27 protein-coding genes and 1 tRNA gene are annotated in these 24,873 nt (G+C 69.3%); 18 read left to right on the forward strand and 10 right to left on the reverse strand.

Going from position 1 to position 24,873, the window contains the following annotated elements; translation table 11 throughout:
* The first annotated feature begins 250 nt into the window (after positions 1-250).
* The 4 genes from KUG43_RS12020 (at position 251) to KUG43_RS12035 (ending at position 2,275) form a co-directional block, all read left to right on the forward strand.
* Entirely contained in the window at positions 251-514 is a 264-nt protein-coding gene (locus KUG43_RS12020; protein ID WP_216909369.1) for a UPF0367 protein family, read from the forward strand.
* 2 nt (positions 515-516) lie between these two features.
* The gene (locus tag KUG43_RS12025) at positions 517-1,212 is read left to right on the forward strand and encodes an ABC transporter ATP-binding protein (protein ID WP_216909370.1); all 696 of its coding nucleotides are present in this window, start codon (positions 517-519) and stop codon (positions 1,210-1,212) included.
* Positions 1,213-1,242: 30 nt separating this feature from the next.
* Positions 1,243-1,314, forward strand: a tRNA-Asn gene (locus tag KUG43_RS12030).
* Between the two features lie 169 nt (positions 1,315-1,483).
* Entirely contained in the window at positions 1,484-2,275 is a 792-nt protein-coding gene (locus tag KUG43_RS12035; protein ID WP_216909372.1) for a response regulator transcription factor, read from the forward strand.
* 244 nt (positions 2,276-2,519) lie between these two features.
* On the opposite strand, the gene KUG43_RS12040 is transcribed toward KUG43_RS12035, so the two are convergent.
* Genes KUG43_RS12040 through KUG43_RS12050 form a run of 3 tightly spaced genes read right to left on the reverse strand, consistent with a single transcriptional unit; the run spans position 2,520 to position 6,518 of the window.
* The gene (locus tag KUG43_RS12040; protein ID WP_216909374.1) at positions 2,520-3,479 is read right to left on the reverse strand and encodes a DNA polymerase III subunit delta'; all 960 of its coding nucleotides are present in this window, start codon (positions 3,477-3,479) and stop codon (positions 2,520-2,522) included.
* The gene (gene tmk / locus KUG43_RS12045; protein WP_216909376.1) at positions 3,472-4,125 is read right to left on the reverse strand and encodes a dTMP kinase; all 654 of its coding nucleotides are present in this window, start codon (positions 4,123-4,125) and stop codon (positions 3,472-3,474) included. The genes KUG43_RS12040 and tmk overlap by 8 nt, the downstream gene beginning before the upstream one ends.
* Positions 4,122-6,518, reverse strand: a complete 2,397-nt coding sequence (locus KUG43_RS12050; RefSeq protein WP_353618025.1) for a heavy metal translocating P-type ATPase — start codon at positions 6,516-6,518, stop codon at positions 4,122-4,124. The genes tmk and KUG43_RS12050 overlap by 4 nt, the downstream gene beginning before the upstream one ends.
* Before the next feature lie 134 nt (positions 6,519-6,652).
* Between KUG43_RS12050 and KUG43_RS12055 the strand changes: the two genes are divergently transcribed.
* On the forward strand, positions 6,653-7,174 hold the full coding sequence (locus tag KUG43_RS12055) for a photosystem I assembly protein Ycf3 (RefSeq protein ID WP_094586668.1): 522 nt from the start codon (positions 6,653-6,655) through the stop codon (positions 7,172-7,174).
* Positions 7,175-7,185: 11 nt separating this feature from the next.
* Here the strand turns inward: KUG43_RS12055 and radA are convergent, their stop codons facing one another.
* Positions 7,186-8,619: a DNA repair protein RadA gene (radA, locus tag KUG43_RS12060; protein ID WP_216909378.1), complete on the reverse strand. Its 1,434-nt coding sequence runs from the start codon at positions 8,617-8,619 to the stop codon at positions 7,186-7,188.
* Positions 8,620-8,720: 101 nt separating this feature from the next.
* Between radA and rpaB the strand changes: the two genes are divergently transcribed.
* The 5 genes from rpaB to KUG43_RS12085 all read left to right on the forward strand — a co-directional run bounded on the left by rpaB (position 8,721) and on the right by KUG43_RS12085 (position 13,551).
* The gene (rpaB, locus tag KUG43_RS12065) at positions 8,721-9,467 is read left to right on the forward strand and encodes a response regulator transcription factor RpaB (RefSeq protein ID WP_216909380.1); all 747 of its coding nucleotides are present in this window, start codon (positions 8,721-8,723) and stop codon (positions 9,465-9,467) included.
* Entirely contained in the window at positions 9,448-10,812 is a 1,365-nt protein-coding gene (gene plsX / locus KUG43_RS12070) for a phosphate acyltransferase PlsX (protein ID WP_216909382.1), read from the forward strand. The genes rpaB and plsX overlap by 20 nt, the downstream gene beginning before the upstream one ends.
* A gap of 73 nt (positions 10,813-10,885) precedes the next feature.
* On the forward strand, positions 10,886-11,893 hold the full coding sequence (locus KUG43_RS12075; protein ID WP_216909404.1) for a beta-ketoacyl-ACP synthase III: 1,008 nt from the start codon (positions 10,886-10,888) through the stop codon (positions 11,891-11,893).
* Between the two features lie 27 nt (positions 11,894-11,920).
* Complete coding sequence (gene fabD, locus KUG43_RS12080; RefSeq protein WP_216909384.1) at positions 11,921-12,829, forward strand: ACP S-malonyltransferase; 909 nt, start codon at positions 11,921-11,923, stop codon at positions 12,827-12,829.
* Positions 12,826-13,551, forward strand: coding sequence for a lysophospholipid acyltransferase family protein (locus KUG43_RS12085; RefSeq protein ID WP_216909385.1), 726 nt, complete (start codon positions 12,826-12,828; stop codon positions 13,549-13,551). Before fabD ends, KUG43_RS12085 begins: the two co-directional genes overlap by 4 nt.
* On the opposite strand, the gene KUG43_RS12090 is transcribed toward KUG43_RS12085, so the two are convergent.
* Genes KUG43_RS12090 through KUG43_RS12100 form a run of 3 tightly spaced genes read right to left on the reverse strand, consistent with a single transcriptional unit; the run spans position 13,493 to position 15,104 of the window.
* Positions 13,493-14,197 (reverse strand): YdcF family protein, encoded by a 705-nt coding sequence (locus KUG43_RS12090; protein WP_216909386.1) that lies wholly within the window; start codon positions 14,195-14,197, stop codon positions 13,493-13,495. The genes KUG43_RS12085 and KUG43_RS12090 overlap by 59 nt on opposite strands.
* Positions 14,191-14,850 (reverse strand): tRNA (adenosine(37)-N6)-threonylcarbamoyltransferase complex dimerization subunit type 1 TsaB, encoded by a 660-nt coding sequence (gene tsaB / locus KUG43_RS12095; RefSeq protein ID WP_216909387.1) that lies wholly within the window; start codon positions 14,848-14,850, stop codon positions 14,191-14,193. Before tsaB ends, KUG43_RS12090 begins: the two co-directional genes overlap by 7 nt.
* Positions 14,847-15,104 carry a Ycf34 family protein gene (locus tag KUG43_RS12100; protein WP_216909406.1) on the reverse strand — a complete coding sequence of 86 codons (258 nt, stop codon included), beginning with the start codon at positions 15,102-15,104 and terminating at the stop codon, positions 14,847-14,849. Before KUG43_RS12100 ends, tsaB begins: the two co-directional genes overlap by 4 nt.
* A 94-nt stretch (positions 15,105-15,198) precedes the next feature.
* Between KUG43_RS12100 and KUG43_RS12105 the strand changes: the two genes are divergently transcribed.
* Together KUG43_RS12105 and KUG43_RS12110 are read left to right on the forward strand one after the other, a co-directional pair.
* On the forward strand, positions 15,199-16,446 hold the full coding sequence (locus tag KUG43_RS12105) for a tRNA nucleotidyltransferase/poly(A) polymerase-related protein (protein WP_353618026.1): 1,248 nt from the start codon (positions 15,199-15,201) through the stop codon (positions 16,444-16,446).
* A gap of 67 nt (positions 16,447-16,513) precedes the next feature.
* Positions 16,514-16,942, forward strand: a complete 429-nt coding sequence (locus KUG43_RS12110; protein ID WP_216909389.1) for an RNA recognition motif domain-containing protein — start codon at positions 16,514-16,516, stop codon at positions 16,940-16,942.
* Positions 16,943-16,990: 48 nt separating this feature from the next.
* Here the strand turns inward: KUG43_RS12110 and KUG43_RS12115 are convergent, their stop codons facing one another.
* Both KUG43_RS12115 and KUG43_RS12120 read right to left on the reverse strand, forming a co-directional pair.
* Positions 16,991-17,170, reverse strand: a complete 180-nt coding sequence (locus KUG43_RS12115; protein ID WP_216909390.1) for a hypothetical protein — start codon at positions 17,168-17,170, stop codon at positions 16,991-16,993.
* Between the two features lie 62 nt (positions 17,171-17,232).
* Positions 17,233-17,751 (reverse strand): Crp/Fnr family transcriptional regulator, encoded by a 519-nt coding sequence (locus KUG43_RS12120; protein ID WP_286194714.1) that lies wholly within the window; start codon positions 17,749-17,751, stop codon positions 17,233-17,235.
* Positions 17,752-17,872: 121 nt separating this feature from the next.
* Here KUG43_RS12120 and KUG43_RS12125 point away from each other — a divergent pair, with 121 nt between their 5' ends.
* Both KUG43_RS12125 and KUG43_RS12130 read left to right on the forward strand, forming a co-directional pair.
* Positions 17,873-18,871: an aromatic ring-hydroxylating dioxygenase subunit alpha gene (locus KUG43_RS12125; protein WP_216909393.1), complete on the forward strand. Its 999-nt coding sequence runs from the start codon at positions 17,873-17,875 to the stop codon at positions 18,869-18,871.
* Position 18,872: 1 nt separating this feature from the next.
* The gene (locus KUG43_RS12130; protein WP_216909395.1) at positions 18,873-19,889 is read left to right on the forward strand and encodes a Rieske 2Fe-2S domain-containing protein; all 1,017 of its coding nucleotides are present in this window, start codon (positions 18,873-18,875) and stop codon (positions 19,887-19,889) included.
* Positions 19,890-19,922: 33 nt separating this feature from the next.
* Here KUG43_RS12130 and KUG43_RS12135 read toward each other — a convergent pair whose 3' ends face one another.
* Entirely contained in the window at positions 19,923-21,131 is a 1,209-nt protein-coding gene (locus tag KUG43_RS12135) for an MFS transporter (protein WP_216909398.1), read from the reverse strand.
* A gap of 194 nt (positions 21,132-21,325) precedes the next feature.
* Here KUG43_RS12135 and KUG43_RS12140 point away from each other — a divergent pair, with 194 nt between their 5' ends.
* From KUG43_RS12140 to KUG43_RS12155, 4 genes are all read left to right on the forward strand, one after another.
* Positions 21,326-22,333: an aromatic ring-hydroxylating dioxygenase subunit alpha gene (locus KUG43_RS12140; protein ID WP_216909399.1), complete on the forward strand. Its 1,008-nt coding sequence runs from the start codon at positions 21,326-21,328 to the stop codon at positions 22,331-22,333.
* Positions 22,330-23,427, forward strand: a complete 1,098-nt coding sequence (locus KUG43_RS12145) for a DevB secretion protein (RefSeq protein WP_216909400.1) — start codon at positions 22,330-22,332, stop codon at positions 23,425-23,427. The genes KUG43_RS12140 and KUG43_RS12145 overlap by 4 nt, the downstream gene beginning before the upstream one ends.
* Positions 23,424-24,611: an ABC transporter permease DevC gene (gene devC, locus KUG43_RS12150; RefSeq protein WP_216909401.1), complete on the forward strand. Its 1,188-nt coding sequence runs from the start codon at positions 23,424-23,426 to the stop codon at positions 24,609-24,611. The genes KUG43_RS12145 and devC overlap by 4 nt, the downstream gene beginning before the upstream one ends.
* Positions 24,612-24,616: 5 nt before the next feature.
* On the forward strand, positions 24,617-24,873 hold a 257-nt coding region (locus tag KUG43_RS12155), incomplete at its 3' end, for an ATP-binding cassette domain-containing protein (RefSeq protein WP_216909402.1).

The following is a 24,873-nucleotide window of genomic DNA, read 5'->3' on the forward strand; positions in this document are numbered from 1 at the left end:
CCACGAAAACGAAGCGGTCGCGCTTGAGCCAGTCGTCGAGGACGTCGAACCATCCACGCGTGGCCGGTGCACGCCCTAGGGCGATCGTCATGGGGGAGCTTCACGAAGCGTTACACGCTGATCGTAAAAGACAACGCCCGCTCTGTGCGGCCGGCCGCACCTTGACCCCCAGGAATGAGCACAAGTACCCATCGGCTCCCCGGAGGCCCGCGATTCGCCAGAGTGGCGGCGCCAGTCCTTCCTGCCATACATGTACGTCGTCGAGATCTCCCTCCGGCTCAGCCCCATGCCCGTTGCTGTCCAGCGCAAAGAACTGGAAGCGGCCCAGGCGCTTTATGGGGAAGTGCGCCAGGCCCTGGAGAACGGCCACCCCAAGGTGCTCGAGCTGACCTGTGAGAAGGACGAGCAGAAGCGCGTCAGCCTCCTCAGTGCCGAAATCGTGGCCGTGCAGATTTATGAGAAGTCGGCGGTCGCCGGAGGCGGCAAGCGGCCCGGCTTCAGCTTCGAAGCTTGACCATGGCTGCGCCAGTGGAGCCGCCCCTGCGCATCGAGGGGCTCCGCTTCGGCTGGGGCGAGGGCCGTCAGGCGCTGCAAAACTGTCAGTTGCAGATTCCGGGGCCAGGGCTGTGGATGCTCGTCGGCAGCAATGGCAGCGGCAAAAGCACCCTGCTGCGCCTGATCACCGGCTTGCTCACGCCCAGCGACGGCACCATCACCTGCCAGGGCAGGCCCGCGCTGGTGTTCCAGAACCCCGACCACCAGCTGCTGCTGCCCAGTTGCGGCAGCGACCTGCAGCTGGCCCTCCCCGAGGGTCTCGACACCGGCGAGCGTGCGGCTCGCGTGGCGGCGGCCCTGGCCCAGGTGGGCTTAGGCGGCCTGCAACAGCGTCCCATCCACACCCTGAGCGGGGGCCAGAAGCAGCGCCTGGCGATCGCCGGCGCCCTGGCCAGCGACGCGACGCTGCTGCTGCTGGATGAACCGACAGCCCTGCTGGATCCGGAAAGCCAGAACGAGGTGCTGGAGCTGATCCATCAGCTCTGTCATCGGAGCGCCTCACCCCTGACGGCGCTGTGGATCACCCACCGCCTTGAGGAACTGCAGCGCTGCGATGGGGCCGCCCGCATGGAATCCGGTGCGATCGGCCCCTGGCAGAGCGGCGAAAGCCTGCGCCGCTCCCTGGCCCCCTTGCCCGTCGGCGGGGCCGAAAGGTAAGGTCATCAGAACCCGGTTCGCCGGGTGTTTTCCTCGGTAGCTCAGTGGTAGAGCGGTCGGCTGTTAACCGATTGGTCGCAGGTTCGAATCCCGCCCGGGGAGTTTCTTCATCCGCACGATTCAGCTCCAGCACCCCCGCACCAACAGGGCTGTGGTCGGCCGCGGAGCTGGATCCGCCGATTCCCTGCACGGCAGCGGTAGAACGGCGAAAATGTAGTCTCCCGTCACTTGTGCTCCCTTCAGAAGCACCCCCGACGCCTCGACCCCACCCATGAAGCCCTCCATCCTGCTCATCGAAGATGACGGCGACATGCGTGATCTGGTCGCTGGCCATCTCGAGCACGGGGGCTTCGACGTTCAGCGGGCTGAGGACGGCATCAAGGGCCAGGCCCTAGCGGTTCAGTACTGCCCGGATGTGATCCTGCTCGACCTGATGCTCCCCAAGGTCGATGGTCTGACCCTCTGTCAGCGCCTTCGGCGTGACGAGCGCACCGCCAAGATCCCCATCCTGATGCTCACCGCCCTCGGCAGCACCAAGGACAAGGTCAGCGGCTTCAATTCCGGCGCCGATGACTACCTCACCAAGCCCTTTGATCTCGAGGAGCTGATGGTCAGGGTCAAAGCCCTGCTCCGCCGCAGCGAGCGCGCCCCCCTTTCGGCCAAACACAACGAGATCCTCAGCTTCAGCTCCCTGACTCTGGTCCCCGAGCGCTTTGAGGCCATCTGGTTCGACGCACCCGTCCGCCTGACGCACACGGAGTTCGAACTGCTCCACTGCCTGCTGCAACGCCACGGCCAGACCGTCGCCCCCTCCCTGATCCTCAAGGAGGTCTGGGGCTACGAACCCGACGACGATATCGAAACCATCCGGGTCCACATCCGCCACCTCCGCACCAAACTCGAACCCGACCCCCGTAAGCCGCGCTTCATCAAGACCGTCTACGGCGCCGGCTACTGCCTGGAGCTCCCCAGCAACGATCAGATGGACACTTTTGCTACCATCGTCAGCGACGCCAGGCAGGCCAGGCTGGAGGCCTCCATCAAGACCAACGAAGCCGGCTGAATCCTCCGCCAGCCAGATCGGGTGAAGTCAACTCTCCCTTATACCGGCGATTTTCCACGCCACAGATAACTTCCGTCACTTCCAGACCTTGCGGGTACGGACAGCTACGCGATATCAATTCTTCTTGCCCGCGACAGTCCTTTCGACCACAGCGACGTCTTCAAGAATGGCAACGGCGGCGTTGTGACGATGAAGGCTGCAGCGGTCCATGGCCTGACTGTGGAGCGGCAGAGGTCTGCCCCCCTCAGCGGCCCAGATCGAGCAGGGCCACCTCCCAGGCCAGCCGGGGCTGTACGTAGGCCAGCAGGTGGCTGCGCAGCTGCTCGATGCGCCGCAGCGGCGCCGGCTCCAGGCGCTGGCGCCAGAGATGCAGCTGCCACCAGTCGAGCAACCAGAGCTGCTGTTCGCCGTCGAGGGCCTCGCTGAGGTCACGGGCCAGGCCCAGGGCCTCCATCGGCTCCCGGCCCAGGGTCAGCAACCGATCCGCCAACCCCTCCGGCAGGCCCTGCCAGACCCGCCGGTGGCGCAGCAGGGCCCCGGGGGAGCCGGCGGCCAGTTCGAGCAATTCGGGTGGATCCACCACCGGCCCGGGCGGTTCCCCTTCCGCCAGCGGCTGCCGTTCCAGCACCTGTCGCACCAGGGCGGGGGTCAGGCGGGCGAAGGGAATGGACTGGCAGCGGGAGCGGATGGTGCTCAGCAGCCGCTCCGGCGTCGCCGTGAGCAGGATCAGCAAGCCGTGGCCAGGTTCTTCGAGGGTCTTGAGCAGGGCATTGGCGGCCGCCTCGGCCATCGCCTCGGCCGTCTCCAGCACCACCAGGGAACGGCCCCCCTCCACCGGGCGGCGGGCGAGGAAACGGGTCACCTCCCGCACCTGCTCCAGGCGCAGCTGGGGGGGGCTGCGGCGGCTGAGGCCCTGGTCCTCGGCCTCGGAAGCTTTCACCAGCCGGCCCTGGTGCAGGTAGGTGGGCTCGACCCAGAGCAGGTCGGGGTGGTTGCCCTCCGCCAGGCGCCGCCGCAACGGCACCGATCCGGCGGTTCCGCCAGTGAGCACCCCCTCCAGCAGGCGCAGGGCCGCCAGGCGGCGGCCCACCCCATCGGCCCCCACAAACAGATAGGCCGGCGGCAGCCGCTGGCGTTCGAGGGCGGCCGTCAGCAGCCCCACCGCCTGCGGCTGGCCGAGCAGATCGGCAAACAGCTCAGCCATGGCCCCCATCCCCTCGGCCGCCCAGGTGTTCTGTGATCAGGGAGCAGCAGCGCTGCGTGACCGCCTCCCTGGGCCCGCCGGCCTCGACCCGCTGCCAGCCCCTCTGGCCGGCCAGCGTGGCGAAGCCGTCACTGACCCGCTGCAGGAAGGCCTCGCCGGCGGCCTCGATCCGGTCGGCGGGCCGGTCACCGCGGCGGCGCAGGGACCCGGCCAGGGGCAGGTCGAGCCAGAGGGTGAGATCGGGCGCCAGGCCACCGGTGGCCAGGGCCTCGAGCTGGAGGATCATGGCCAGGGGAAGACCGCGGCCATAGCCCTGGTAGGCGGCGGTGGAGCCGCTGAAGCGATCGCAAAGCACCCAGTCGCCGGCCGCCAGGGCCGGACGCAGGCACTCCTCCACATGCTGGGCCCGGTCGGCGGCGTAGAGCATCAGCTCGCTGAGGCTGCAGGGGGCAGCACCCTCGGGCGGCCGCAGCAGCAGGGCGCGCAGGGCCTGACCCAGGGCCGTGCCTCCGGGTTCCCGCGTCACCACCAGCCGGGCGCCGGGAGCCATCAGGCCACTGATCGGCAGCCAGGCGCGCAGGGCCTCGATCTGGGTGGATTTACCGCAGCCATCGATGCCTTCCAGCACCAGGAAGCGTCCGCTCATGACGGCCGTTCCTTCTGGGGGGTCCGCAGGAGCAGGGCATTGCCGACAACCGTGATGGAACTGAAGGCCATCAGCAGGGCCGCCAGCTCGGGCGACAGGCGCAGGCCGAACCCGGGCAGCAGCACACCGGCGGCGATCGGCAGCACGATCAGGTTGTAGCCGAAAGCCCAGGCCAGGTTCTGGCGGACCTTGGCCATGGTGCGCCGGGCGATCCCCAGGGCCCGGACGATGCCGTCAAGGCCCTCACCCATCACCACCAGCGCCGCAGTCTCCTGGGCGATCTGGGTGCCCGTTCCGACGGCGATGCCGAGATCGGCGGCGGCGAGCGCAGGGGCATCATTCACCCCGTCGCCCACCATCGCCGCGGCCCCCCGGCGGCGGGCCAGCAGGAGCCGTTCCAGCTTCTGCTCGGGCCGCAGGTCCCAGGCCAGCTCATCGGGCCGCAGGCCGAGCCGGCGGCCCAGGCCCTCGACGGTCGCCCGCCGGTCCCCGCTCAGCAGCCCGATCCGCAGACCCTGCTGCCGCAGACGGGCCAGGGTGGCGGCGGCATCGGCGCGGGGCTGATCCTCCACGGCCAGCAGACCCAGCAGCCGTGCGTCGCAGGCCACCGCCAGCAGGCTGGCGCCATCGGCCTCCAGGTCCTGCTGGAGGGCCTCAAGGCCGGGATCCACCGCCACGCCGCAGCGGGCCAGCCAGGCCAGCCGGCCCACCTGCACCAGCCCGGCACCCTCCACCAGGCCCTGCACCCCTTCGCCGGGAAGGGTCAGGCTCTCAGCGACGGGTGACAGGGGAAGATTCTGGGCCTGGGCCTGCTGCAGCACGGCGTGGGCCAGGGGATGGCGGCTGTGCTGCTCGAGGCTGGCCGCCAGTTGCACCAGCTGCTCGGCCTGGGCCGCCTCATCCGGACTCCCTGCCGCGGCCCCAACCACCCGGATGGCCGTCACCAGGGGCCGGCCGAGGGTGAGGGTGCCGGTTTTGTCAAACAGCACCGCTTCCAGCCGGGAGGCGGTTTCGATGGCGTCACCTCCCCGGAACAGCAGGCCCGACCGGGCCGCCAGGCCGGAGCCCACGGTGATGGCCGTCGGTGTCGCCAGACCCAGGGCGCAGGGACAGGCCACCACCAGCACGGCGATGGCCAGCTGCAGCCCCAGGCTGAAGGGCGTGGTGGGGCTGGCGCTGCTGCCGTGGCCATGGGGTCCGTGGCCGGCGGCAGGGACCGTGAGCAGCACCTCGGGCCACTGCTTGGCGCCCCACAGCCACCAGAACAGCAGCGTGGCCACCGCAAGGGCCAGCACCACCAGGGTGAAGCGACCGGCGATCCGGTCGGCCAGTCCCTGGATCGGGGCCTTGCGGGCCTGGGCCCGCTCCACCATGTGCACGATGCGGGCGATGGCGCTCTCGGAACCACGGCGCTGCACCTCCAGCACCAGGGATCCATCCAGATTGAGCAGGCCAGCGGCCAGCTCGCTGCCCGGCCCCACGGAGCGCGGCAGGGGTTCGCCGGTGAGGCTGGAGGCATCCACGCTGGAGCGGCCGTCCAGCACCACCCCATCCACCGGCACCCGGTCCCCCGGCAGCAGCCGCAACCGGTCGCCCGGACGCAGCCCGCCCACCCGAACCTGGCGTGGGGGGCCGTCGCCCAGCAGCAGCAGGGCATGGTCGGGCTGCAGGGCGCCCAGCTCCTCGATGGCCCGGCCGGTGCGGTAGCGGGCACGCTCCTCGAGGAAGCGACCGGTGAGGACGAAGCCGAGCAGCATCACCGGCTCGTTGAAGTAACAGGGCCAGCCGCTGGCCGGCCACAGCCAGCCCACCAGGCTGGAGAGGTAGGCACTGGCCACCCCCAGTCCCACCAGGGTGTCCATGCCGGGCACCCCGGCCAGGGCCGAACGGACGCCGCGGACCAGGATCGGCCGACCCGGAACGGCCAGGGCGAGAGTGGCCACCAGGGCATGGAACCAGGGGCTGCCCAGCAGTTGCCACGGACCCCGCCAGGCCAGCTGGCCCGCCTCCGCCAGGTGGCCCAGGCCGGAAACGACCAGCAACAGCAGGGCCACCAGCAGCTGGCGCCAGTGGCGCCACCATTGGTCGGCCTGGCGCTGCTGCCGCTGGCTGGCCGGCTCCAGCACCTGGGGCCGCAGCCGGGCCTGGAAACCCAGGCCCTCGAGGCTGCCCAGCAGGGCGGGCAGGGGATCCACGCCGACCCCATCGGGACCGTCGGAGCGGGGCTCCAGGTCGACCCAGGCCGTGCGGGTGAGCAGGTTGACGCTGGCCTGGCGCACCCCTTCGGTCTGGAGCAGGCGCTGCTCGACGGCACGAACGCAGCCGCCGCATTTCATGCCCTCGACATCGAGGAGCAAGGGCTCAGCAGTGGTGGCAGGGGGAGTGGCGCTCACGCAGGGGGTGCCGGGGCGATCGCGGGCCGGGGCCCCAGGCTAGGGAGCCGCCACCCCTTCGCCCGCGGCAGCCTGGCCGTGGCCCACCCTCAGCCGCCCAAGGCAGGATGGAGGCACGATCCGGACCTCGACCCTTGCCCCGCTCGCAGCGCAACGACAATTTCATCGACAAGAGCTTCACGGTCATGGCCGACCTGATCGTCAAGCTGTTGCCGATCGATCCCAAGGCCAAGGAGGCCTACGTCTATTACCGCGACGGTCTGTCGGCCCAGAACGACGGCGACTACGCCGAGGCGCTCGAAAACTACGAAGAGGCCCTGAAGCTCGAGGAGAACAGCATCGACCGGGGCGAGATCCTCAAGAACATGGCGATCATCTTCATGAGCAATGGTGAAGAAGAGAAGGCCCTCGACTTCTATCGCCAGTCCCTGGACGCCAACGGCAACTCCCCTTCCTGCCTCAAGAACATGGGGCTGATCTATGAGAAGTGGGGCCGGCTGGCCGAGGAGACCGGCGACCAGGACGCCGCCGATCGCTGGTTCGACGAGGCCGCTGCCTACTGGACCAAGGCGGTGCGGCTCTACCCAGGCGGTTACCTGGACATCGAGAACTGGCTCAAGTCCTCCGGCCGCAGCAACGTCGACGTGTACTTCTGAGAGACCCGGGCTCAGTCCCCGTTGGCGGGGTTGACCCCCAGGCCGGCGACCAGGGCCTCGGCCACCGTGGCCGCCTCCAGCAGCTGCAGGCCCAGGCCGGCCGCCACCGGCCCCATGGTGCTGCCGCGCGGCACCACGGCCCGAACGAATCCCAGCCGGGCCGCCTCCTGCAGGCGCAGCTCCAGTTGGCCCACGGGCCGCAGCTGACCGCCCAGGCCCAGTTCCCCCAGCAGCACGGTGCCCGCCGGCAGGGTGAGGTCGCGGTAACTGGCCACCACGGCAGCCGCCACCCCCAGATCCGCCGCCGGCTCCTCCACCTCCAGGCCGCCGGCCACCGCCAGGTAGCAGTCGAAGCGGGACAGGGGCAGGCCCATGTGCTTCTCCAGCACCGCCAGGATCTGGTGCAGCCGGTTGGTGCCGATGCCGGTGGCGGTGCGCCGCGGGCTGGCGTAGCTGGTGGGGCTGACCAGGGCCTGAACCTCCACCAGCAGCGAACGGGTGCCCTCGCAGGCCACGATCGTGGCGGTGCCGGGGCTGGGTCCATCCCCGGCCAGGAACAGCTCGCTGGGGTTGCTCACCTCCACCAGGCCGGCGCCGCGCATCTCGAACACGCCCAGCTCGTGGGTGGCGCCGAAGCGGTTCTTGACAGCCCGCAGCAGCCGGTGGCTGGCGAAGCGGTCCCCCTCGAAGGTGAGCACCGCATCCACCAGGTGTTCGAGCACCTTGGGACCCGCCAGCATCCCCTCCTTGGTGACATGCCCCACCAGCACCAGGGCGGTGTGCTGGCGTTTGGCGATGCGCTGCAGGGCAGCGGCACAGTCGCGCACCTGGGACACCGAGCCGGGTGCACTACCGAGTTCGGCGTCGTGCAGGGCCTGGATGCTGTCGATGATCGCCACCTGGGGTCGCAGGGACTCCAGTTCCTGCAGCACCAGCTCCAGATCGGTTTCCGCCAGCAGACGCAGCCCCTCGCCATCTCCAGCCGTTGCCGCCAGGCCGGGGGCGTCCTCGGCCAGGCGTCGCCAGCGCAGCTTCACCTGCTGGGCCGACTCCTCGGCGCTGACGTAGAGCACCACGGCCCGGGAGGCCATGGCCAGGGCGCTCTGCAGCAGCAGGGTGCTCTTGCCGATGCCCGGATCACCCCCCAGGAGCACCAGGGAGCCGGGCACCAGGCCGCCCCCCAGCACCCGGTCCAGCTCGCCATAGCCGCTGGCCAGGCGCTGCAGGGGCAGGTCCCCGACGGCCTGGATCGGTTCGGAGCGGCTGGGACGGCCCGGCGCAGCCGCCGCCGTATCGGCCACCGGGCGGCGGCGGCGTGTGTCAGCACTCGGCTCGCTTTGCTCCACCAGCGTGTTCCAGCCGCCGCAGCCGGAGCAGCGGCCGAAGAACTGCCGCGTCCTGGCCCCACAGGCCTGGCAGACGAACGAGGAACCGGGACGGGCCAAGGCGAGAGGGCGGGGTGTATGAAGAAAGGTGGCGTTCGGTGAATTCGCGACCTTCCGGCCGGTTCAGTGGGTCGGAACCGTGTTGCATTCTCCGCGCCGCAATGACGGCCTCCCCCACCGCCAAAGAAACCATTCTCGTCGTCGACGACGAGGCCAGCATCCGCCGGATCCTCGAGACCCGGTTGTCGATGATCGGCTATCAGGTGGTCACCGCTTGCGATGGCGAGGAGGCCATCGAGGCCTTCCACCGCGTCCTGCCTGACCTTGTGGTCCTCGACGTGATGATGCCCAAACTTGACGGCTATGGCGTCTGCCAGGAGCTGCGCAAGGAGTCCGATGTGCCGATCGTGATGCTCACCGCCCTCGGTGACGTGGCGGACCGCATCACGGGGCTCGAGCTCGGGGCCGACGACTACGTCGTCAAACCCTTCAGCCCCAAGGAGCTGGAGGCGCGCATCCGCTGCGTGCTGCGGCGGGTCGAGAAGGACCCGGGCGCCGGGATCCCCAATTCAGGCGTCATCCAGGTCGGCGATCTCCGCATCGACACCAACAAACGGCAGGTGTACAGGGGCGACGAGCGCATCCGGCTCACCGGCATGGAGTTCAGCCTGCTGGAGCTGCTGGTGAGCCGTTCCGGCGAGCCCTTCAGCCGGGGCGAGATCCTCAAGGAGGTGTGGGGCTACACCCCCGAGCGTCACGTGGACACCCGCGTGGTGGATGTCCACATCTCGCGGCTGCGCTCCAAACTGGAGGATGATCCAGCCAACCCCGAGCTGATCCTCACGGCCAGGGGCACCGGCTATCTGTTCCAGCGCATCGTTGAACCCGTTGCCACCGAAGGATCCTGAAGGCGCGGGGCGCGACAGCCGCCGTTACGCCTCCAACCGCCCCAAACCCAACCGCACGATCCGCCGCCTGGTGATCTGGTATCGGCGCAATGCGGCCGTCACCAGCCTGGTGGGCACCGCCACCGCCACCGCCAGCGGTGCCGCCAGCGGTGCCGCCTCGGGGGCAGTGTCGGTGGCGGGCAGCATGGCCGGCGCCGCCACCAACGTGGCCGGCTCCGTGCTCCAGCCCCTGGTCTTCGATCCGCTGCGGCGCCTCCAGCAGGGGGCCCACACCGGGGGTGGCATCAATGACCGTCAGCGCCTCTGGGTCGCCGTCGACGGCATGGGCGGAGACCACGCCCCGGGGCCGATCCTGGAGGGATGCCTGCGGGCCGTGGGCCTGCTGCCCCTGCGCATCCGCTTCGTGGCCGAGCCGGAGCCGCTGCGCCAGGCGGTGGCGGCGATGGGCCTGGGCCACGAGCTGGAGGAGGCGGTGCAGCGCGGCCTGATCGAGCTGGTGCCCAGCGGCCCCACGGTGGGCATGCACGAGGAGGCCACGGTGGTGCGCCGCAAGCGCGACGCCAGCATCAACGTGGCCATGGATCTGGTCAAGAAGGGCGAGGCCACCGCCGTTTATTCCGCCGGCAACTCCGGCGCCGTGATGGCCGCCGCGATCTTCCGTCTTGGCCGGCTGGCCGGCATCGATCGGCCCGCCATCGGTGCCCTGTTCCCCACCAAGGACCCCAGCCAGCAGGTCCTGGTGCTCGATGTCGGGGCCAACATGGATTGCAAGCCTGAATGGCTGCACCAGTTCGCCCTGCTCGGGAACATCTACAGCCGCGACGTGCTGCAGGTAAAACGGCCCCGCATCGGCCTGGTGAACATCGGCGAGGAGGAGTGCAAGGGCAACGACCTCTGCCTGCGCACCCATCCGCTGCTGGCGGGCGACGAGCGCTTCGTGTTCGCCGGCAACTGCGAGGGCCGCGACATCCTCTCCGGGGATTTCGACGTCGTGGTCTGCGATGGCTTCACCGGCAACGTGCTGCTGAAGTTCCTCGAATCGGTGGGCAGCGTCCTGCTGGATGTGCTTCGCGCCGAGCTGCCCCGGGGTCGCCGGGGCAAGGTGGGGTCGGCGTTCCTGCGCAGCAACCTGGTGCGCATCAAGAAGCGTCTCGACCACGCCGAGCACGGCGGCGCCCTGCTGCTCGGTGTCGATGGGATCTGCGTCATCGGCCACGGCAGCAGCCGGGCACTTTCGGTGGTGAGCGCCCTGCGGCTGGCCCACTCCGCCGCCAGCCACGGCGTCATGGACGACCTGCACGCCCTCGGCGAGGGGAGCGCCGGAGTGGCAACCACCTGTGGTTGACTGTGGCCACCTGTGAACCGAATGGGTGCCGCTCGGCTCAGACACGACGGTGACCACGGCCGCCTTGCGGGGGATGGCCCTGGTGGGCTGCGGACGCGCTCTCCCCGCCGCCAGCATCAGTAACGACCAGCTGAGCGAGCGGGTCGAAACCAACGACGACTGGATCCGCAGCCGCACCGGCATCGGCGCCCGGCGTGTCGCCGGCCCCGGTGAAACCGTCACCAGCCTGGCCGCCGAGGCCGGCCGGGCGGCCCTGGCCCATGCGGGCTGGGCACCCGACGAGGTGGATCTGATCCTGCTGGCCACCTCCAGCCCCGACGACCTGTTCGGCACCGCTCCCCGGGTCCAGGCGGCCCTGGGAGCCCACCGGGCGGTGGCCTTCGATCTGACGGCGGCCTGCAGCGGCTTCCTGTTCGCCCTGATCACGGCGGCCCAGTACATCCGCGGCGGCACGATGCAGCGGGTGCTGGTGATCGGTGCCGACCAGCTCAGCCGCTGGCTCGACTGGGACGACCGCCGCACCTGTGTGCTCTTCGGCGATGGCGCCGGTGCCCTGGCCGTCCAGGCCTGCGACCCTGGCGACGACGCCCTGGTGGGCTTCCGCATGCGCTCGGACGGCAGCCGCAACGCCTGCCTCACCCTGGCCCAGGTGGCCGAACACCGCCCCCTGGTGGGGGACCTCTCCGCCCAGGTGGGTGGCTTCGCGCCGATCCACATGAACGGCCAGGAGGTGTACAAGTTCGCCGTGCGGGAAGTGCCCGCCGTCCTGGCCGAGCTGCTTGAGGCCACCGGCACCGCCGCCGCCGACATCGACTGGCTGCTGCTGCACCAGGCCAACCAGCGCATCCTCGATGCGGTGGCCGACCGCTTCGCCATGCCCGCCGAGCGGGTGCTCAGCAATCTCTCGGCCTATGGCAACACCTCCGCCGCCACCATCCCCCTGATGCTCGACGAAGCGGTCCGCGATGGCCGGGTGGGCGCCGGCGATCTGATCGCCAGCAGCGGCTTCGGCGCCGGCCTCAGCTGGGGGGCCGCCCTGTTCCGCTGGAGCGGTCCCAGCCGCCCGCCAGCCGAGCCCTAATCTCCTGCCGTTGCACGGGAGGCTTGCATGGCCATCGCCTGGGTGTTTCCGGGACAGGGTTCGCAGAAGCCGGGCATGGCCGAGGGGGTGATCGACCTGCCCGGCGCCCGGGAGCGCTTTGATCGGGCCTCAGCCCTGCTCGGCCGCGACCTGCTGGCCATCTGCGCCGGGTCTGAAGCCGACGGCAGCGGGGACCCTGGCGAACCCAGCGATCTCAACGACACCCGCAACACCCAGCCGGCCCTGTTCGTGGTCGAGAGCCTGCTGGTGGACGAACTGCACCGGCAGGGCCGCACGGCCCAGTTGGTGGCGGGCCACAGCCTGGGCGAGCTGGTGGCCCTCTACGCCGCCGGGGTCTTCGACGCCGAGACCGGCCTGAAGCTGATGCGCCGCCGCAGCGAACTGATGGCCGCCGCCGGCGGCGGCGCCATGACCGCCGTGATGGGCTTCGACCGCGACGAACTGGAGCGGGTGGTGGCGGCCACCGAGGGGGTGGTCATCGCCAACGACAACAGCGCCGCCCAGGTGGTGCTCTCCGGCACCCCGGAGGCGGTGGCCAGCGTCAGCGCCACGGTGCGCTGCAAACGGGCCATCCCCCTGGCCGTCTCCGGCGCCTTCCATTCCCCTTTCATGGCCAGCGCCGCCGCGGCCTTCGCCAGCGAACTGGAGGCGGTGGCCTTCGCCGACGCCCGCGTCCCCGTGCTCAGCAACGCCGATCCCCGGCCCGAAACCTCCGCCAGCGTGCTCAAGGAGCGGCTGCGCCAGCAGATGACCCTGGGGGTGCGTTGGCGCGAAACGATGGAAGGCCTGCAGGGCGCGGGCATCACCACGGCGGTGGAGATCGGCCCCGGCAACGTGCTCAGTGGCCTGATCAAGCGCAGCTGCCCCGGGCTCGGCACCGCCCAGATCGCCGGCACGGGCGACCTGGGCCAGTGAGGCGCCGCCGCCGGCCCCCGGCCGATCCCCCCGCCCTGCTGAGCACCCCGAAGCCAAGCCTGACCTATCGGCTGATCAGCTACCTGCTGGTGTTCCCCGTGTTCCGGCTGCTGTTCCGGGGCCAGACCACCGGCAATGACAACGTGCCCCTGGAGGGCGCCGTGGTGGTGGTGGCCAACCATGGCTCCCACCTGGATCCACCACTGCTGGGCCATGCCCTCGGCAGGCCCGTGGCCTTCATGGCCAAGGCGGAGCTGTTCCGGGTGCCGCTGCTGGGGCCGATCATCCGGGCCTGCGGCGCCTACCCGGTGGAGCGGGGCGCCGGCGACCGCGAAGCGATCCGCACCGCCACCGACCGGCTGCTGCAGGGCTGGGCCACCGGTGTCTTCCTCGACGGCACCCGCCAGCCGGATGGCCGCGTCAACCAGCCCCAGCCCGGGGCGGCCCTGCTGGCGGCCCGGGCCGGGGTGCCCTTGCTGCCGGTGGCGATCATCAACAGCCACCGGGCCCTGGGGCCGGGCGGCCATGGGCCCCGGCTGGTGCCGATCCACATCCGCATCGGCACCCCGATTCCACCGCCGGCCTCGCGGCGACGCCCCGACCTGGATGCGGCGACCCGTGCCGCCCAGGAGCAGATCAACCGGATGCTCGACCTTGGCCCGATCAGCGGAAGCCTGCTTTCTCCAGCCAGGGAGCCACCCGCTCTTCCACCCAGGGCCTGATGTCCTGGCCGCTGATCACCCACAGGGCCGCCCTGGCGCCATCGCCCCAGAGACGCCGCCGCCCCTCGACGACGCACAGATCGCCGCAGGGCACAGAGACCGGGGTGAGGTGAATGCCGCGGCTGCCGGCCACGATCCGTCCCACCAGCAAGGCCCGCTGCATGTGATCCGTGGAGGTGACGAGCAGGGCGTGGCGGATGCGGGACTTGCGCAGATCGTCGACCAGGGAGGTGAAGTTGGACACCGTGTCCCGGGCGCGGTAATCGAGCTGGACCTGGCGGGAGGGCAAGCCTTCCTTCTGCTGGAACAGCCAGTGGGCGTACTCGGGGTTGGTGCCTCCGGTGACCACCACCGGCAGCCCATCGGTGCGGGCCAGACGGGCCGCCGCCGCCTCCCGATCCGCATCCCCCCCCAGCACCAGGATCATCTGGGGCGGCGGCGGCGTGGGCCACCACACACCCCGGGACAACCACACCAGACCCAGTCCGGCCAGGCCGACCAGCACCCGCCTGCCCCGGCCCGGTCGACGCGGTGCGGGGGGCGCACGGCGGACCCGCGGGGAGGGACTCGTCGGCGCCGGCCCGGAGATTTCCGGACGACGCGGGCGGCGGCGGGGCCGGGGTTGGGGGCCGGGGCGACTCAGCATGGGAGCGCCTCCACCGGACTGGTGGGGTAGAGGGGCAGCACCGGCTGCCAGGGGGCGCTGAGGCCGGCGGCGGCGCTGGCGGCACTGAAACCGAGCAACTGGACCACGTCCTCCGGCAGGCACACGTCGGCGGGGTGGATGGGGAAGGGGGCCAGGGCGTCGCGGCACCGGTGCAACCTTGGGACCTCCAGCTCGGCCACGCCCCCGGGCTGGCCCGGGTCGGCGCCGTAGAGCCCCGCCACCACCCCGCGACGGGGCAGCTCCTGCAGCAACCAGAAGGGGCCCGCCTCGCTGGGCGGCATGGGCCCGGCGAGCAGACGGCGGGCCATCAGCTGGAAACTGCTGATCCCGTCGAGGGGCAGGGCCAGCTGCTGGGCCAGGGTGCGGGCCAGCACCACCGTCAGGCGGGTACCGGTGAAGCCACCAGGCCCCGTGGCCACCGCCAGACGACCCAGCCGGGGCCAGGCGCTGGCGGGCAGCACCGATTCAAGGCAATCGAACAGGCCATTGGAGAGGGAGCGGCCGAGGGGGAAACGCTCCAGCCTCTCTGGCTGCGCTGCCCCAAGCCGCTGCAACCCCACCCCGAGGCTGTCGCTGGAGCTGTGCAGCGCCAGCAGCCAGGGACGGTCGTCCGGATCGGGAAGGCCGGTCATGACGGCAGGGGCCCATCGGGGCGGCAGCGGCGCCAGCGGCCCGGATCGGAGCGGAAGTCGGAGCAGGCCCGCACGTCCCACTCCACACCGACGCTGGCCGCAGTGTCGTCGAGATCAAGCACCTGCACGTGAATACGGGGCTGCCGGGGGCTGAAATCGGGGCTCATGGTGAGGTGGACGACGCCGTGCTGACGCTCGACCGCGTGGTAGGCCTGACAGCGCTCGACCCAGTGGCAATCCACGCAGATGCACATGCCGCCGCGGCCCAGCAGGGCGCCCATTGTGGCGTGCGAGCCGGGACGTCAAGTCTCGGAGCTGTGGCGAGCCCTGGCACCGGAGCGCTGGCCAGTGGCCCCCGACCGGTTTCCAGCGGGCACAGCCCTGGTGGGGGGTGCGGTCCGGGACGGCCTGCTGGGTCGGCTGGCCGTCCAGCCGGATCTGGACCTGGTGGTGCCCGGCGACGCCATTGACCTGGCCCGGCAGCTGGGGCGTCGCCATGGCGGCACCTGTGTGGTGCTCGACCAGGAGCGTTCGATCGCCCGGCTGGTGCTGAAGGGCTGGACGATCGACCTGGCCCGCTGCGCCGGTGGCGATCTGACGGCCGATCTGGGCCGCCGCGATTACACCGTCAACGCCATCGCCCTGCCCCTGGGCAGCAACGAGGCGGCCGATCTGCGGCTGATCGACCCCTGCGGCGGCCTCGCGGATCTGGCGGCGCGCCGAATGGTGGCGATCAGCGAGGCCAACCTGCTGGACGACCCGCTGCGGTTGCTGCGCGGGGTGCGGCTGGCCTGCGACCTGGACTTCGCCATCGCCCCGGCCACCTGGGAGCTGATCCGGCGCCACTGCCAGCGGATCACCGCCGTGGCCGGGGAGAGGGTGCTGGCGGAACTGGAGCGTCTGGCCGCCTCTGGCCAGGGTCATCAGGGCCTGGCTCAGGCGCTGGAGGCGGGTCTGCTCCAGCCCTGGGGAGGCGCTGACGGGAGCGAGGCGTCGCTGCAGACCCTCGGTCCCGAGCGGCCGGAATGCTGCGGCCTCACGCCCGACGAGGCAGCCTGGGCCCTGCCCCTGGCAAGGCTGGCGGCCGTGCTGGATGGCCCGACCCTGGATCGGCTGCGGGCCAGCCGCCGCCTGCAGCAGCGCTGCCAGCGGCTGCGCCAATGGCTCGATTGTCTCCGGCGGACGCCAGGGGACACCGGTGCGATGAAGCTGGAGGCGATGACAGAAACGGAGCGTCTGGCCCTGCAGCGCCAGCTGGAGGAGGAGCTGCCCGCCCTGCTGCTGCACCTGGATCCGGCGGCGGCACAACTGGCGCTGCGGCGCTGGCGGGATCCGGCGGATCGTCTGTTTCATCCCCGGCCGCCCCTGGACGGCCGCCGCCTGCAACAGCTGCTGACCATCGCTCCGGGCCCCCGGCTCGGCCAGCTGATCGACCACCTCACGGCCGAATGGGCCTTCGGTCGCCTGGGCGGAACAGCAGCAACGGAGACAGCGGAGTTGACGGATCACGCTTTGGTCGAAGCGGCCGTTGTGGCGGCCCAGGCGTGGCTGGTTCGCCAGGGCGAGGCGAAGGAGGCGGACCCACGGCGTGATTAACTGCTGGATGCAATGGCGCGATCGCACCGCCTGCCAGAGTTTTTTCCCTTTCCCGAGCCCCCTCCCCATGAGCGTTCGTCTCTATGTCGGCAATCTGCCGCAAACCTTTGATGCCAAAGAGCTGGAAGCTCTCTTCTCGAACGTGGGAGAGGGGGTGCGCTTCAAGGCGGTGAACGACCGGGAGACCGGCGGCTGCCGGGGCTTCGGCTTCGCCAACGTCGAGGATCTGGCCCAGGCCGAGGCGGTGATCGCCCAGCTCAACGGCAAGGACTTCGGCGGCAGCAGCCTGCGCATCGAGATTTCCGAGCAGCGCCGTGACAGCCGCGGAGCCGCCGGTGCCGACCGTCGTCCTGGCAGCGCCCCGACGCCCGCCCGCAAGAGCGTCAACAAGGTGGTCCATGCCGACGCCGTCGGCGAAGGTGCCCCCGATCCCCGCTGGGCCGGCGAACTGGCCAAGCTCAAGAACCTGCTGGCCAGCCAGAAAGCCGCGGTCTGAGCCCGCTCGCCTGACCTGAGGCCGTCCCCCTTCAGCGAAGGGGGAGCTTCAGGGCAGGACCGCCATCAGGCCGACGACCCCGAAGAAGATCGCCAGAAAGACGAACCCCATCCGCGTCATCTTGCGCTCATGGCCGTCGATGCCGGCCTCGACGTCGGCTGTGATTCTCTGCCTGAACTCCGAGAGGCTGCGCTCTTTGTCTTCCGGGGGCACCGACTTGATCGTCATGGCGTGGGGTAGGTGGTAATGGCGCCGTGGGGACTCCAGCGGGATCTGTTCGGGTCCCTGGTTCAGCTCCGGTGAAAGTACCAGTAGGAACCGATCGCCAGCAGCACCATCAGCACGATCGGAACGGCGATGGCGGCCATGCCGCTGTGGCTGCGCACCACCCGCCCCTCATGGGCAACGACCGCGTCGCGGATGCTGGCCTGCATCTCCTCCCGCAGGCGGGCCAGATCAGACTCAAGGGTTTCGTTGGTGTAGAGGTCGCGGAGGCGATCAAAAACGCTGCGTCCCAGCACAAGACTGCGCTCGGGGTGCTCGAACAGCAGATCCATCAGCTCGTCACGGCTGAACAACAGCAGCTCCGTTGGCTGGGAAGCCCGGGCCGTATGGGTGCGGGTGCGGCCGTCGATGAGCTCCACTTCACCAAAGACATGGCCGGGCCCAAGGCGCCCATCCACGCCTTCACCGGTTTCTGGATAGAGGGTGACCAATTCGATCGCCCCGGTGCGGACAAGATACACATCCTGCCCACTGTCTCCACTTCGGTAGGCGAACTCACCGGGTTCCAGGTGAAGCTTGCGCAATGGTCGCCGATCAACAGGAGCGCACTGTAATTCCTCCCACCGGTTTAACTTGGTTCCCGGGCTAACTGGTGCTAAACAGGGGCGGTGGGCCATTGGAACCCGTGTCGCACCCGTCTGAGGAATGACCCAGGGACTCGAGAATTTCTGGTACGCGGTGGAGCACAGCCACGGGCTCGGCAACCAGCCTGTTTCCGTCACCCTGCTGGGGCGCCGCTACCTGCTGTTCCGTGATCAAGCCGGCCAGGCCCACGCCCTGGCCGACTACTGCGCCCACCGGGGAGCCAGCCTGGCGAAGGGGTGGCTGGAGGGATCCTGTGTGCGCTGTCCTTACCACGGCTGGAGCTATGACGTGGCCGGGCACTGCGTCAGGATTCCTGCCGATCCACCAGGCACGCCCATCCCGGCCCGGGCCCGGATGGCCACCTTCCCCCTCCGGGAGCAATCCGGTTTCGTCTGGATCTTTCCCGGCGAGGCCGGACTGGCCGCCAGCGTCCCCATTCCCCCCTTCCCCGAACTGGACCAGCCTGGCTGGCGGGCGGTGAGCGGGGAGTACCGCTGGAACGCCCACTTCAGCCGTGTTGTGGAGTCGGGGCTGGACACCTCCCACGCCCCCTTCGTGCACAAGCCCTTCTTCGGCAACCGGGAGGAGGCCAGCGTCGAAAGCCTGACCATCAACAGTGAACCGGGTCTGGTGTCCACGCATCACCAATTGAAGCCACCGGCCCGGGTGGGGCTGTTGAAGTACATCGTCAAACGGAAAAGAAGCCACTCCAGCTCAACCCTCACCGGCTACCTTCCCAACGTCAACAGGATCGCCCTGGATTTCAACTGGAAGGGATTTCAATATATCTATTTCGCCAGCAACATCCCCATTGACGACAACACCACATTGACCAAATGGATCGGCGTGCGCAACTTCCTCCCCTACCGCTGGGCGGATGGCAACTCGATCCGCAACACCGTCGACACCTACGAAGAGGATCGGGCGGTGGTGGAAACCCAGCCGCAAGGTCCCTCCTGGGCCACCCAGGGGGACGAGCTGCTGCTGGCCTCCGACCAGCTGATCCTGGCCTACCGCCGCGCTCTGGCCCGGTCCTGCCCGGCCGTCACGGCGCCCTGAGATGCGCTCCCCGTCGCCCTGGCCCACGGATTGCTGGTATGCGGTGGGGCTCTCCAGCCAGGTGAGCCGCCAGCCCCTGGCCCATCGTTTCCAGGGCAGGGAGGTGGTGCTGCTGCGCGACGGCGACGGCCGGGTGCTGGCCTTCGATGGCCGCTGCGCCCACCGGGGCTGCTCCCTGGCGGGGGGCTGGGCCCAGGGGGACACCCTCGTCTGCCCGTACCACGGCTGGCGTTATGACACCGAGGGCACCTGCGTGGCGATCCCGTCCCTGCGGACCGAGGAGTCGATCCCACGCCAGGCCCAGCTGCGCACCTTCCCCACCCTGGAGCGCCATGGGTTCGTCTGGTTGTGGCTGGCCGGCCAGCACCCGGAGCCCGAGGAGGACGTGCAGGACATCCCGGAACTGGCTGGTCTGAGCCTGCGGGACGGTGGTGACATGGCCTTCACCTACGCCACCCATTTCACCCGGACCATCGAGAACGGCATCGATCCCACCCATGCCGCCTTCGTCCACGGCAAGAGCATCGGCCGGGTCGACCCCGACACCGATTTCAGCCTGGAGCACTATCCGGTTCAGGTGGAGCACGGCAGCCTGTACGGGCGCATGCCGATCAAGGTCAAGAAGCTCACCGGCCTCACCCGCCTGCTGCTGAAGGGGGATTCCGGCAACGCCTACAAGGAGTACCGCTTTCTCTATCCCAATGTGGTGGTGTCGATCATCCATTTCGGTGCCCTGACCCTGGCGGCGCTGCAGGCCCATGTGCCCGACAACGACAGGGAAACCACCGTCAGGGTGACCAACGGCAGGAACTTCCTGGGCACCACCCCCTTGCTCAACCGGCTGTTCGATCGCATCACCCTGGACACGGGTCTGCAGATCTCCAAGGAGGATGCGGCCGTGATCAGTGAACAGGAACCGAAGCGGGTCAGCTTCCGCGGCTCCCATGAGGTGCTGATCGAGTCCGACCTGATCCTGGTGGAGTACCGGCGGATGATGCGCGAACGGGCCCGGGTCTGAGGACCCGATCGCGTCGCGGGCCCACCGTCCCCCTCAGGGGCCGACCTCGACCGGTACGGGGACGGGTTCCTTGATGCCGCGGAGCAGGGGGGCCCCCAGCAGACAGACCGCCGCCTGCAGCAGGAAGCAGAGAGCGGGGGACAGGTCGTAGAGCACCCCCGCCAGCATGGGGCCCAGGGCACTGGCCAGGCCCGTGAGGGCAATCAGGCTGCCCAGCATCACCCCCTGCCGGTTTTCGGGCACCAGCCGCGACACCAGGCTCCGGGCCGTGGGGATCACGCAGGCCGCACCCACCGACAGCATCACGGCGGCGGTGACGATGACGACGGCGGCAGCGGCACCGAAAACCTGGGCCAGGGGGACCAGGACAATGCCGGCGGCCACCGCCACCAGGCCGTAGCTGTTGAGGCGGGCCTCGCCATGGCGGCGGACCAACGGGCCGGTGAGGGCCACCTGCACGTAGGTGACCGTGAGGCCGACGATCACGAAGATGCCGCTCGACTGCGTGGCCGACCAGGAGAACTGATCCTTCAGGTAGAGCACCAGCAGGGTGGTGAAGCCACTGAAGGCGAAGTTGAAACAGCAGAAGGAGAGGGCCACCCGGTTCGCCTTCGGCAGCGCCAGCAGAGCCATGACCGGCGCCAGTCCGTTGATCTGGGCGCGCTGGAAGTGCGGTCTGTTCTCGCGGGGGAGCGTTTCCTTGAGATAGAGAAACGCCATCACGAAGTTGTAGGCCGCCAGGGCGGCGGCCACGAACACCGGAATGCGCATGCCGAAACCCACCAGGGCGCCGCCCAGGGCAGGACCGGCGATCGCGCCGAGGCCGAAGGCGGCACCGCTGATGCCGAAATTGCGGGCCCGGTTCGCCGGGGTGGAGATGTCGGAGATGTAGGCCTGGGCCGTGCCGACCGTGGCGGTGGAGACGCCGTTGATCGCCCTGGAGAGAAAGATCAGTCCCAGGGTTCCGGCCACGCCGAACATGAACAGGGACAGGGCGTTGATGGCGACGCAGAGAAGAATGACCGGCCTGCGGCCGTAGGCATCACTGAGGGAGCCGATGATCGGCGAGGCCAGAACAGAAAACAGGGTGGCCGTCGATGCCAACAGCCCCAGGGTGAGTCCGTCCGGGGAGAACGCTTCGAGGATGAAGGGCAGGAGCGGGTAGACGATGTTTTCGCCCAGCTTGTCGAGCAACAGGGTGAGAAACACGATCGCCAGGGGACTGCGCAGCTTGCGAATCACTTGCAGATCATTCGAATGGCAGTGTTGGGGGGCCCAACCTTGGCGGCGGCGTCAATCTAGGGGGTGCCGCACTCTTCACCCGGACGCTTCGCTTAAGATCCCCGCAGCATCAGCAGAGCATGTCATCTCCTGGGTCCGTATCAGAGACAACATCTCCCCAGGTGTCTCAACTGGCTCAGAACTGTTGGTATGCCGTGGCCTCATCCTTCGCGTTGCAGAAGGGCCCCGTTGCCGTTCCCTTTGCGGGCCACGATCTGGTGCTGTTCCCGGATGCGGCAGGCCGGCCGCGCCTGTTCAGCGACCGTTGCCCCCACCGGGGGGCCTCCCTGGCCCTGGGCCGTGTGGAAGACGGTTGCCTGCGCTGCCCCTTCCATGGCTGGAAGTTCGCAGCCGATGGCACCTGCCTGGAGGCCCCCGCCGAACCGGCCGGGGCCAGCCCGCCGGCCCGCAGCGACCTGGTGGGGGAGCGACCGGTGGTCGAGTCGCGGGGCTTCGTCTGGATGTGGTGGGGCCCCGATCCTCCGGATCCGGCCCTGCTGCCCGAGCTGCCCCTCTTCCCGGCCGCCGACTGGAGCCATGTGGAAAGCAGCTTCGACTGGGAGACCCATTTCAGCCGGGTGATCGAGTCCAACCTCGACAATTCCCATGCCTACTGGGTGCACAAGGGCACCTTCGCCAGCCAGGATTCACCCCTGTCGATCCCCGTCGATCTGCGCAAGGAGGATCGCATGATCGCCGCCACGGTGAGCTTTGAACTGCCGGTGAAGGGGGCCCTCAAGCTGCTGCGCAGCGTCATGGGCCAGAGCGGCCCCCTTTGCGCCACCACCACCTTCAGCTTCTACTACCCGAATCTGAACATCGTCGACACCCGCATCGGTGACCAGCTTCGCTTCGTCTTCTTCAACGCCAGCCTGCCCCAGAGCGACAGCCACACCCTGGCCCGCTGGGTGAAGTATTCGAAACGCAAGCGCTTGCGGCTGCCCGGCAGCGAAGCCCAGTCGATCGCCATCTCCCGCACCATCTTCCAGGAGGACCATGGGGTGGTGCGCAGCCAGCGGCCGACCCCCGTCCCCCTGGATCTCACCCAGGAGCGGCACGTGGCCTCCGACATCCTCTCGATCGAGTACCGCCGCATGCACCGCCGCTGGCTGAGCGCAGAACCGCTGGCTACCATGGCGCGCCCGGAGCCCCTCGGTTCGTGACGGAGACGCCGCACGTCGACAGGCTCGAGGGCCTGCAGCGCTTCTGGCGGGAGCGCGCCTGGGGCAACGGCCGCCAGAAGATCGTCACTGTGTCGGCGCTGGCCGTGCTGGGGCTGGCGGGCTGGCAGCTCAGCCACCGCCCCGCCCCGCCACCGCCGCCCCTGGCACCACGGGCCGTGACCGCCCTGGGACGCCTCACCCCCATGGGGGGCGTCGTGTCCCTGTCCACCGCCTCCGGCAACAGCGGCGGCTCGGAGGTCGTCGAGACGTGGCTGGTGCCGGAAGGGGCAACGATTCGCCGCGGCCAGCTGCTGGGCTTCCTGAGCAGCTGGGCCAGCCTCCGGGACAGTGTCGTCCAGGCAGAAAACCAGCTGGCCCTCAGTGAAGCCAAGCTGGCCCAGGTGGATGCCGGAGCCCGCCAGGGGGCCCGGCTCAAGGCCGAGGCCGACCTCAAGGCTGAGCAGGTGGTGATTCCCTACCTGAAGATCAGCCAGCAGAAGAGCGTGGAGCTGTTCAAGGCCGGGGCGATCTCCGAGGAGGAACTCGGCAAGGCCGATGCCGCCCTCGCCCAGGGCCAGGCCAACATCCAGGCCCTCAAGGGCACCCTCTACGACAACCTCACGGTCCGCCCGGTCGACCGGCAGGTGGCCATCGCCGACGTGGCGGTGGCGAAGGCCAGCCTCGCCCAGGCCCGCAGCCAGCTGCGCAACGCCGAGATCCGCTCCCCCCTCGACGGGAAGCTGCTGCGGATCTACAGCTGGCCGGGCATGAAGGAGACGGACCAGGGGCTCGCCCAGGCCGGACAGATCGGGGCCATGCAGGTCTGGGCCCAGGTGTTCCAGAGCGACATCCCCCAGGTGCGCCGCGACCAGCCCGTCGAGATCTGGCCGGAGAGCGGGGGCTTCAGCGGCAAGTTGCAGGGCCGCGTCCAGACCATCACCGGTGAGGTGTCCGACCGGGATCTGTTCAGCGTCAATTCCAACAACAACGTCAATGCCAGGGTGGTGCTGGTGAAGATCAACCTGACCCCCGCCGACTCCAGCCGCCTCGCCAAACTCAGCGGACTGAACGTCAACGTCCGCTTCCTGCCGTGATCGGCCGCACCCTGCGGCGCAGCCTGGGCGATCTGCCGGTGGCCTGGCTGCAGCTGAAGCGGCAGCCGATCCGTTATCTGGTGGCCGTCACCGGCATCGGCTTCGCCGCGCTGCTGATGTTCATGCAGCTGGGCTTCCAGTCGGGACTGCTGACCAGCGCCACCACCTTCTACCAGGCCCTGATCACCGATCTGGTGGTGATCAGCCCCGGCACCCGGGACAGCGGCGCCTTCCAGCAGTTCCCCCAGTCCCAGCTGTACCAGTCGCTGGGGGTTCCCGGGGTGAGCGATGTCATTCCGGTCTATGTGGCCAATGTGAATGCCCAGCAGATGGGCGGGATCAAACCCACCAGCCTGCGCCTGATCGGCTTCGATCCCAACCAGCAGATTCTCGATCTGGCCCCGGTGCGCGAGCAGATCGACCGCATCCGCACCCCGGGCTACGTGCTGTTCGATGCGGCCGGCAACAGCAACACCGGTCCGGTGGCGGCGGCGGTCAAGGCCCAGGGGAGCCAGACGATGATCCTCTCCGACTACTCCAAGACCTTTCGGGTGGTGGGATTGTTTCGCCTCGGCTCCACCTTCGCCGCCGACAGCAATCTGATCAGCAGCGACACCACGGCCCTGCAGCTGGCCTACAAACAGATCAACGAAGGTGAGATCTCCATGGGGCTGATCAGGGTCACCGATCCGGCCGCCATCGCCTCCGTGCAGCGTCATCTGCGGGCTCTCTACGGCAGCCAGCTGCAGGTGTTCACCAAGCCGGAGCTGATCGCCAATGAGCAGAACTACTGGAACACCAGCTCCTCCTTCGGCATCATCTTCGGCTTCGGCACGATCATGGGACTGCTGGTGGGGGGGGTGATCGTGTATCAGGTGCTGTACACCGATGTCAGCGACCACCTGCACGAATACGCCACCCTCAAGGCCCTGGGCTTCCGCAACCGTTTCCTGCTGATCCTGGTGCTCCAGGAGGCCTCGATCCTGGCGATCTCGTCCTTTGTTCCCGCCCTGGTGGCGAGCGCCGCCCTCTATGCCTTCCTCACCGCCGTCTCCGGCATCCAGATCGTCATGACCACCGACAAGACCGTCCTGGTGTTCAGCCTCACCATCGGGGTCTGCGCCGTGGCGGCCGCCATCGCCCTCAACAAGCTGCGGGATGCGGATCCGGCCAGCGTCTTCTGATCTCGATGCTGCCCGTCGTCGCCGAGAATCTGCGTCACGCCTACGGCGAGGGTCCGCTGCGCAGCGAGATTCTGCATGGGATCAGCTTCAGCGTGAATCCCGGCGAGATCACCCTGCTGGTGGGGCCCTCCGGCAGCGGCAAGAGCACCCTGCTCACCCTCGTCGGGGCACTGCGATCGGTCCAGGAGGGATCGCTGCAGGTGCTCGGCAGCGAGGTGCGGCGCTCCAGTGAGCGCCGCTGGGTGGAGATTCGCCGCCGCAT

The organism is Synechococcus sp. CCY 0621 (assembly GCF_019038465.1).
Taxonomy (GTDB): domain Bacteria; phylum Cyanobacteriota; class Cyanobacteriia; order PCC-6307; family Cyanobiaceae; genus Cyanobium.

Bases quoted from the DNA above. Each gene is read 5' to 3' on its own strand.
- KUG43_RS12020 (WP_216909369.1), top strand. From the start codon at position 251: ATGTACGTCGTCGAGATCTCCCTCCGGCTCAGCCCCATGCCCGTTGCT.
- KUG43_RS12025 (WP_216909370.1), top strand. From the start codon at position 517: ATGGCTGCGCCAGTGGAGCCGCCCCTGCGCATCGAGGGGCTCCGCTTC.
- KUG43_RS12035 (WP_216909372.1), top strand. From the start codon at position 1,484: ATGAAGCCCTCCATCCTGCTCATCGAAGATGACGGCGACATGCGTGAT.
- KUG43_RS12040 (WP_216909374.1), bottom strand. From the start codon at position 3,479: ATGGCTGAGCTGTTTGCCGATCTGCTCGGCCAGCCGCAGGCGGTGGGG.
- tmk (WP_216909376.1), bottom strand. From the start codon at position 4,125: ATGAGCGGACGCTTCCTGGTGCTGGAAGGCATCGATGGCTGCGGTAAA.
- rpaB (WP_216909380.1), top strand. From the start codon at position 8,721: ATGACGGCCTCCCCCACCGCCAAAGAAACCATTCTCGTCGTCGACGAC.
- KUG43_RS12075 (WP_216909404.1), top strand. From the start codon at position 10,886: ATGGCCCTGGTGGGCTGCGGACGCGCTCTCCCCGCCGCCAGCATCAGT.
- fabD (WP_216909384.1), top strand. From the start codon at position 11,921: ATGGCCATCGCCTGGGTGTTTCCGGGACAGGGTTCGCAGAAGCCGGGC.
- KUG43_RS12090 (WP_216909386.1), bottom strand. From the start codon at position 14,197: ATGCTGAGTCGCCCCGGCCCCCAACCCCGGCCCCGCCGCCGCCCGCGT.
- tsaB (WP_216909387.1), bottom strand. From the start codon at position 14,850: ATGACCGGCCTTCCCGATCCGGACGACCGTCCCTGGCTGCTGGCGCTG.
- KUG43_RS12100 (WP_216909406.1), bottom strand. From the start codon at position 15,104: ATGTGCATCTGCGTGGATTGCCACTGGGTCGAGCGCTGTCAGGCCTAC.
- KUG43_RS12110 (WP_216909389.1), top strand. From the start codon at position 16,514: ATGAGCGTTCGTCTCTATGTCGGCAATCTGCCGCAAACCTTTGATGCC.
- KUG43_RS12115 (WP_216909390.1), bottom strand. From the start codon at position 17,170: ATGACGATCAAGTCGGTGCCCCCGGAAGACAAAGAGCGCAGCCTCTCG.
- KUG43_RS12125 (WP_216909393.1), top strand. From the start codon at position 17,873: ATGACCCAGGGACTCGAGAATTTCTGGTACGCGGTGGAGCACAGCCAC.
- KUG43_RS12130 (WP_216909395.1), top strand. From the start codon at position 18,873: ATGCGCTCCCCGTCGCCCTGGCCCACGGATTGCTGGTATGCGGTGGGG.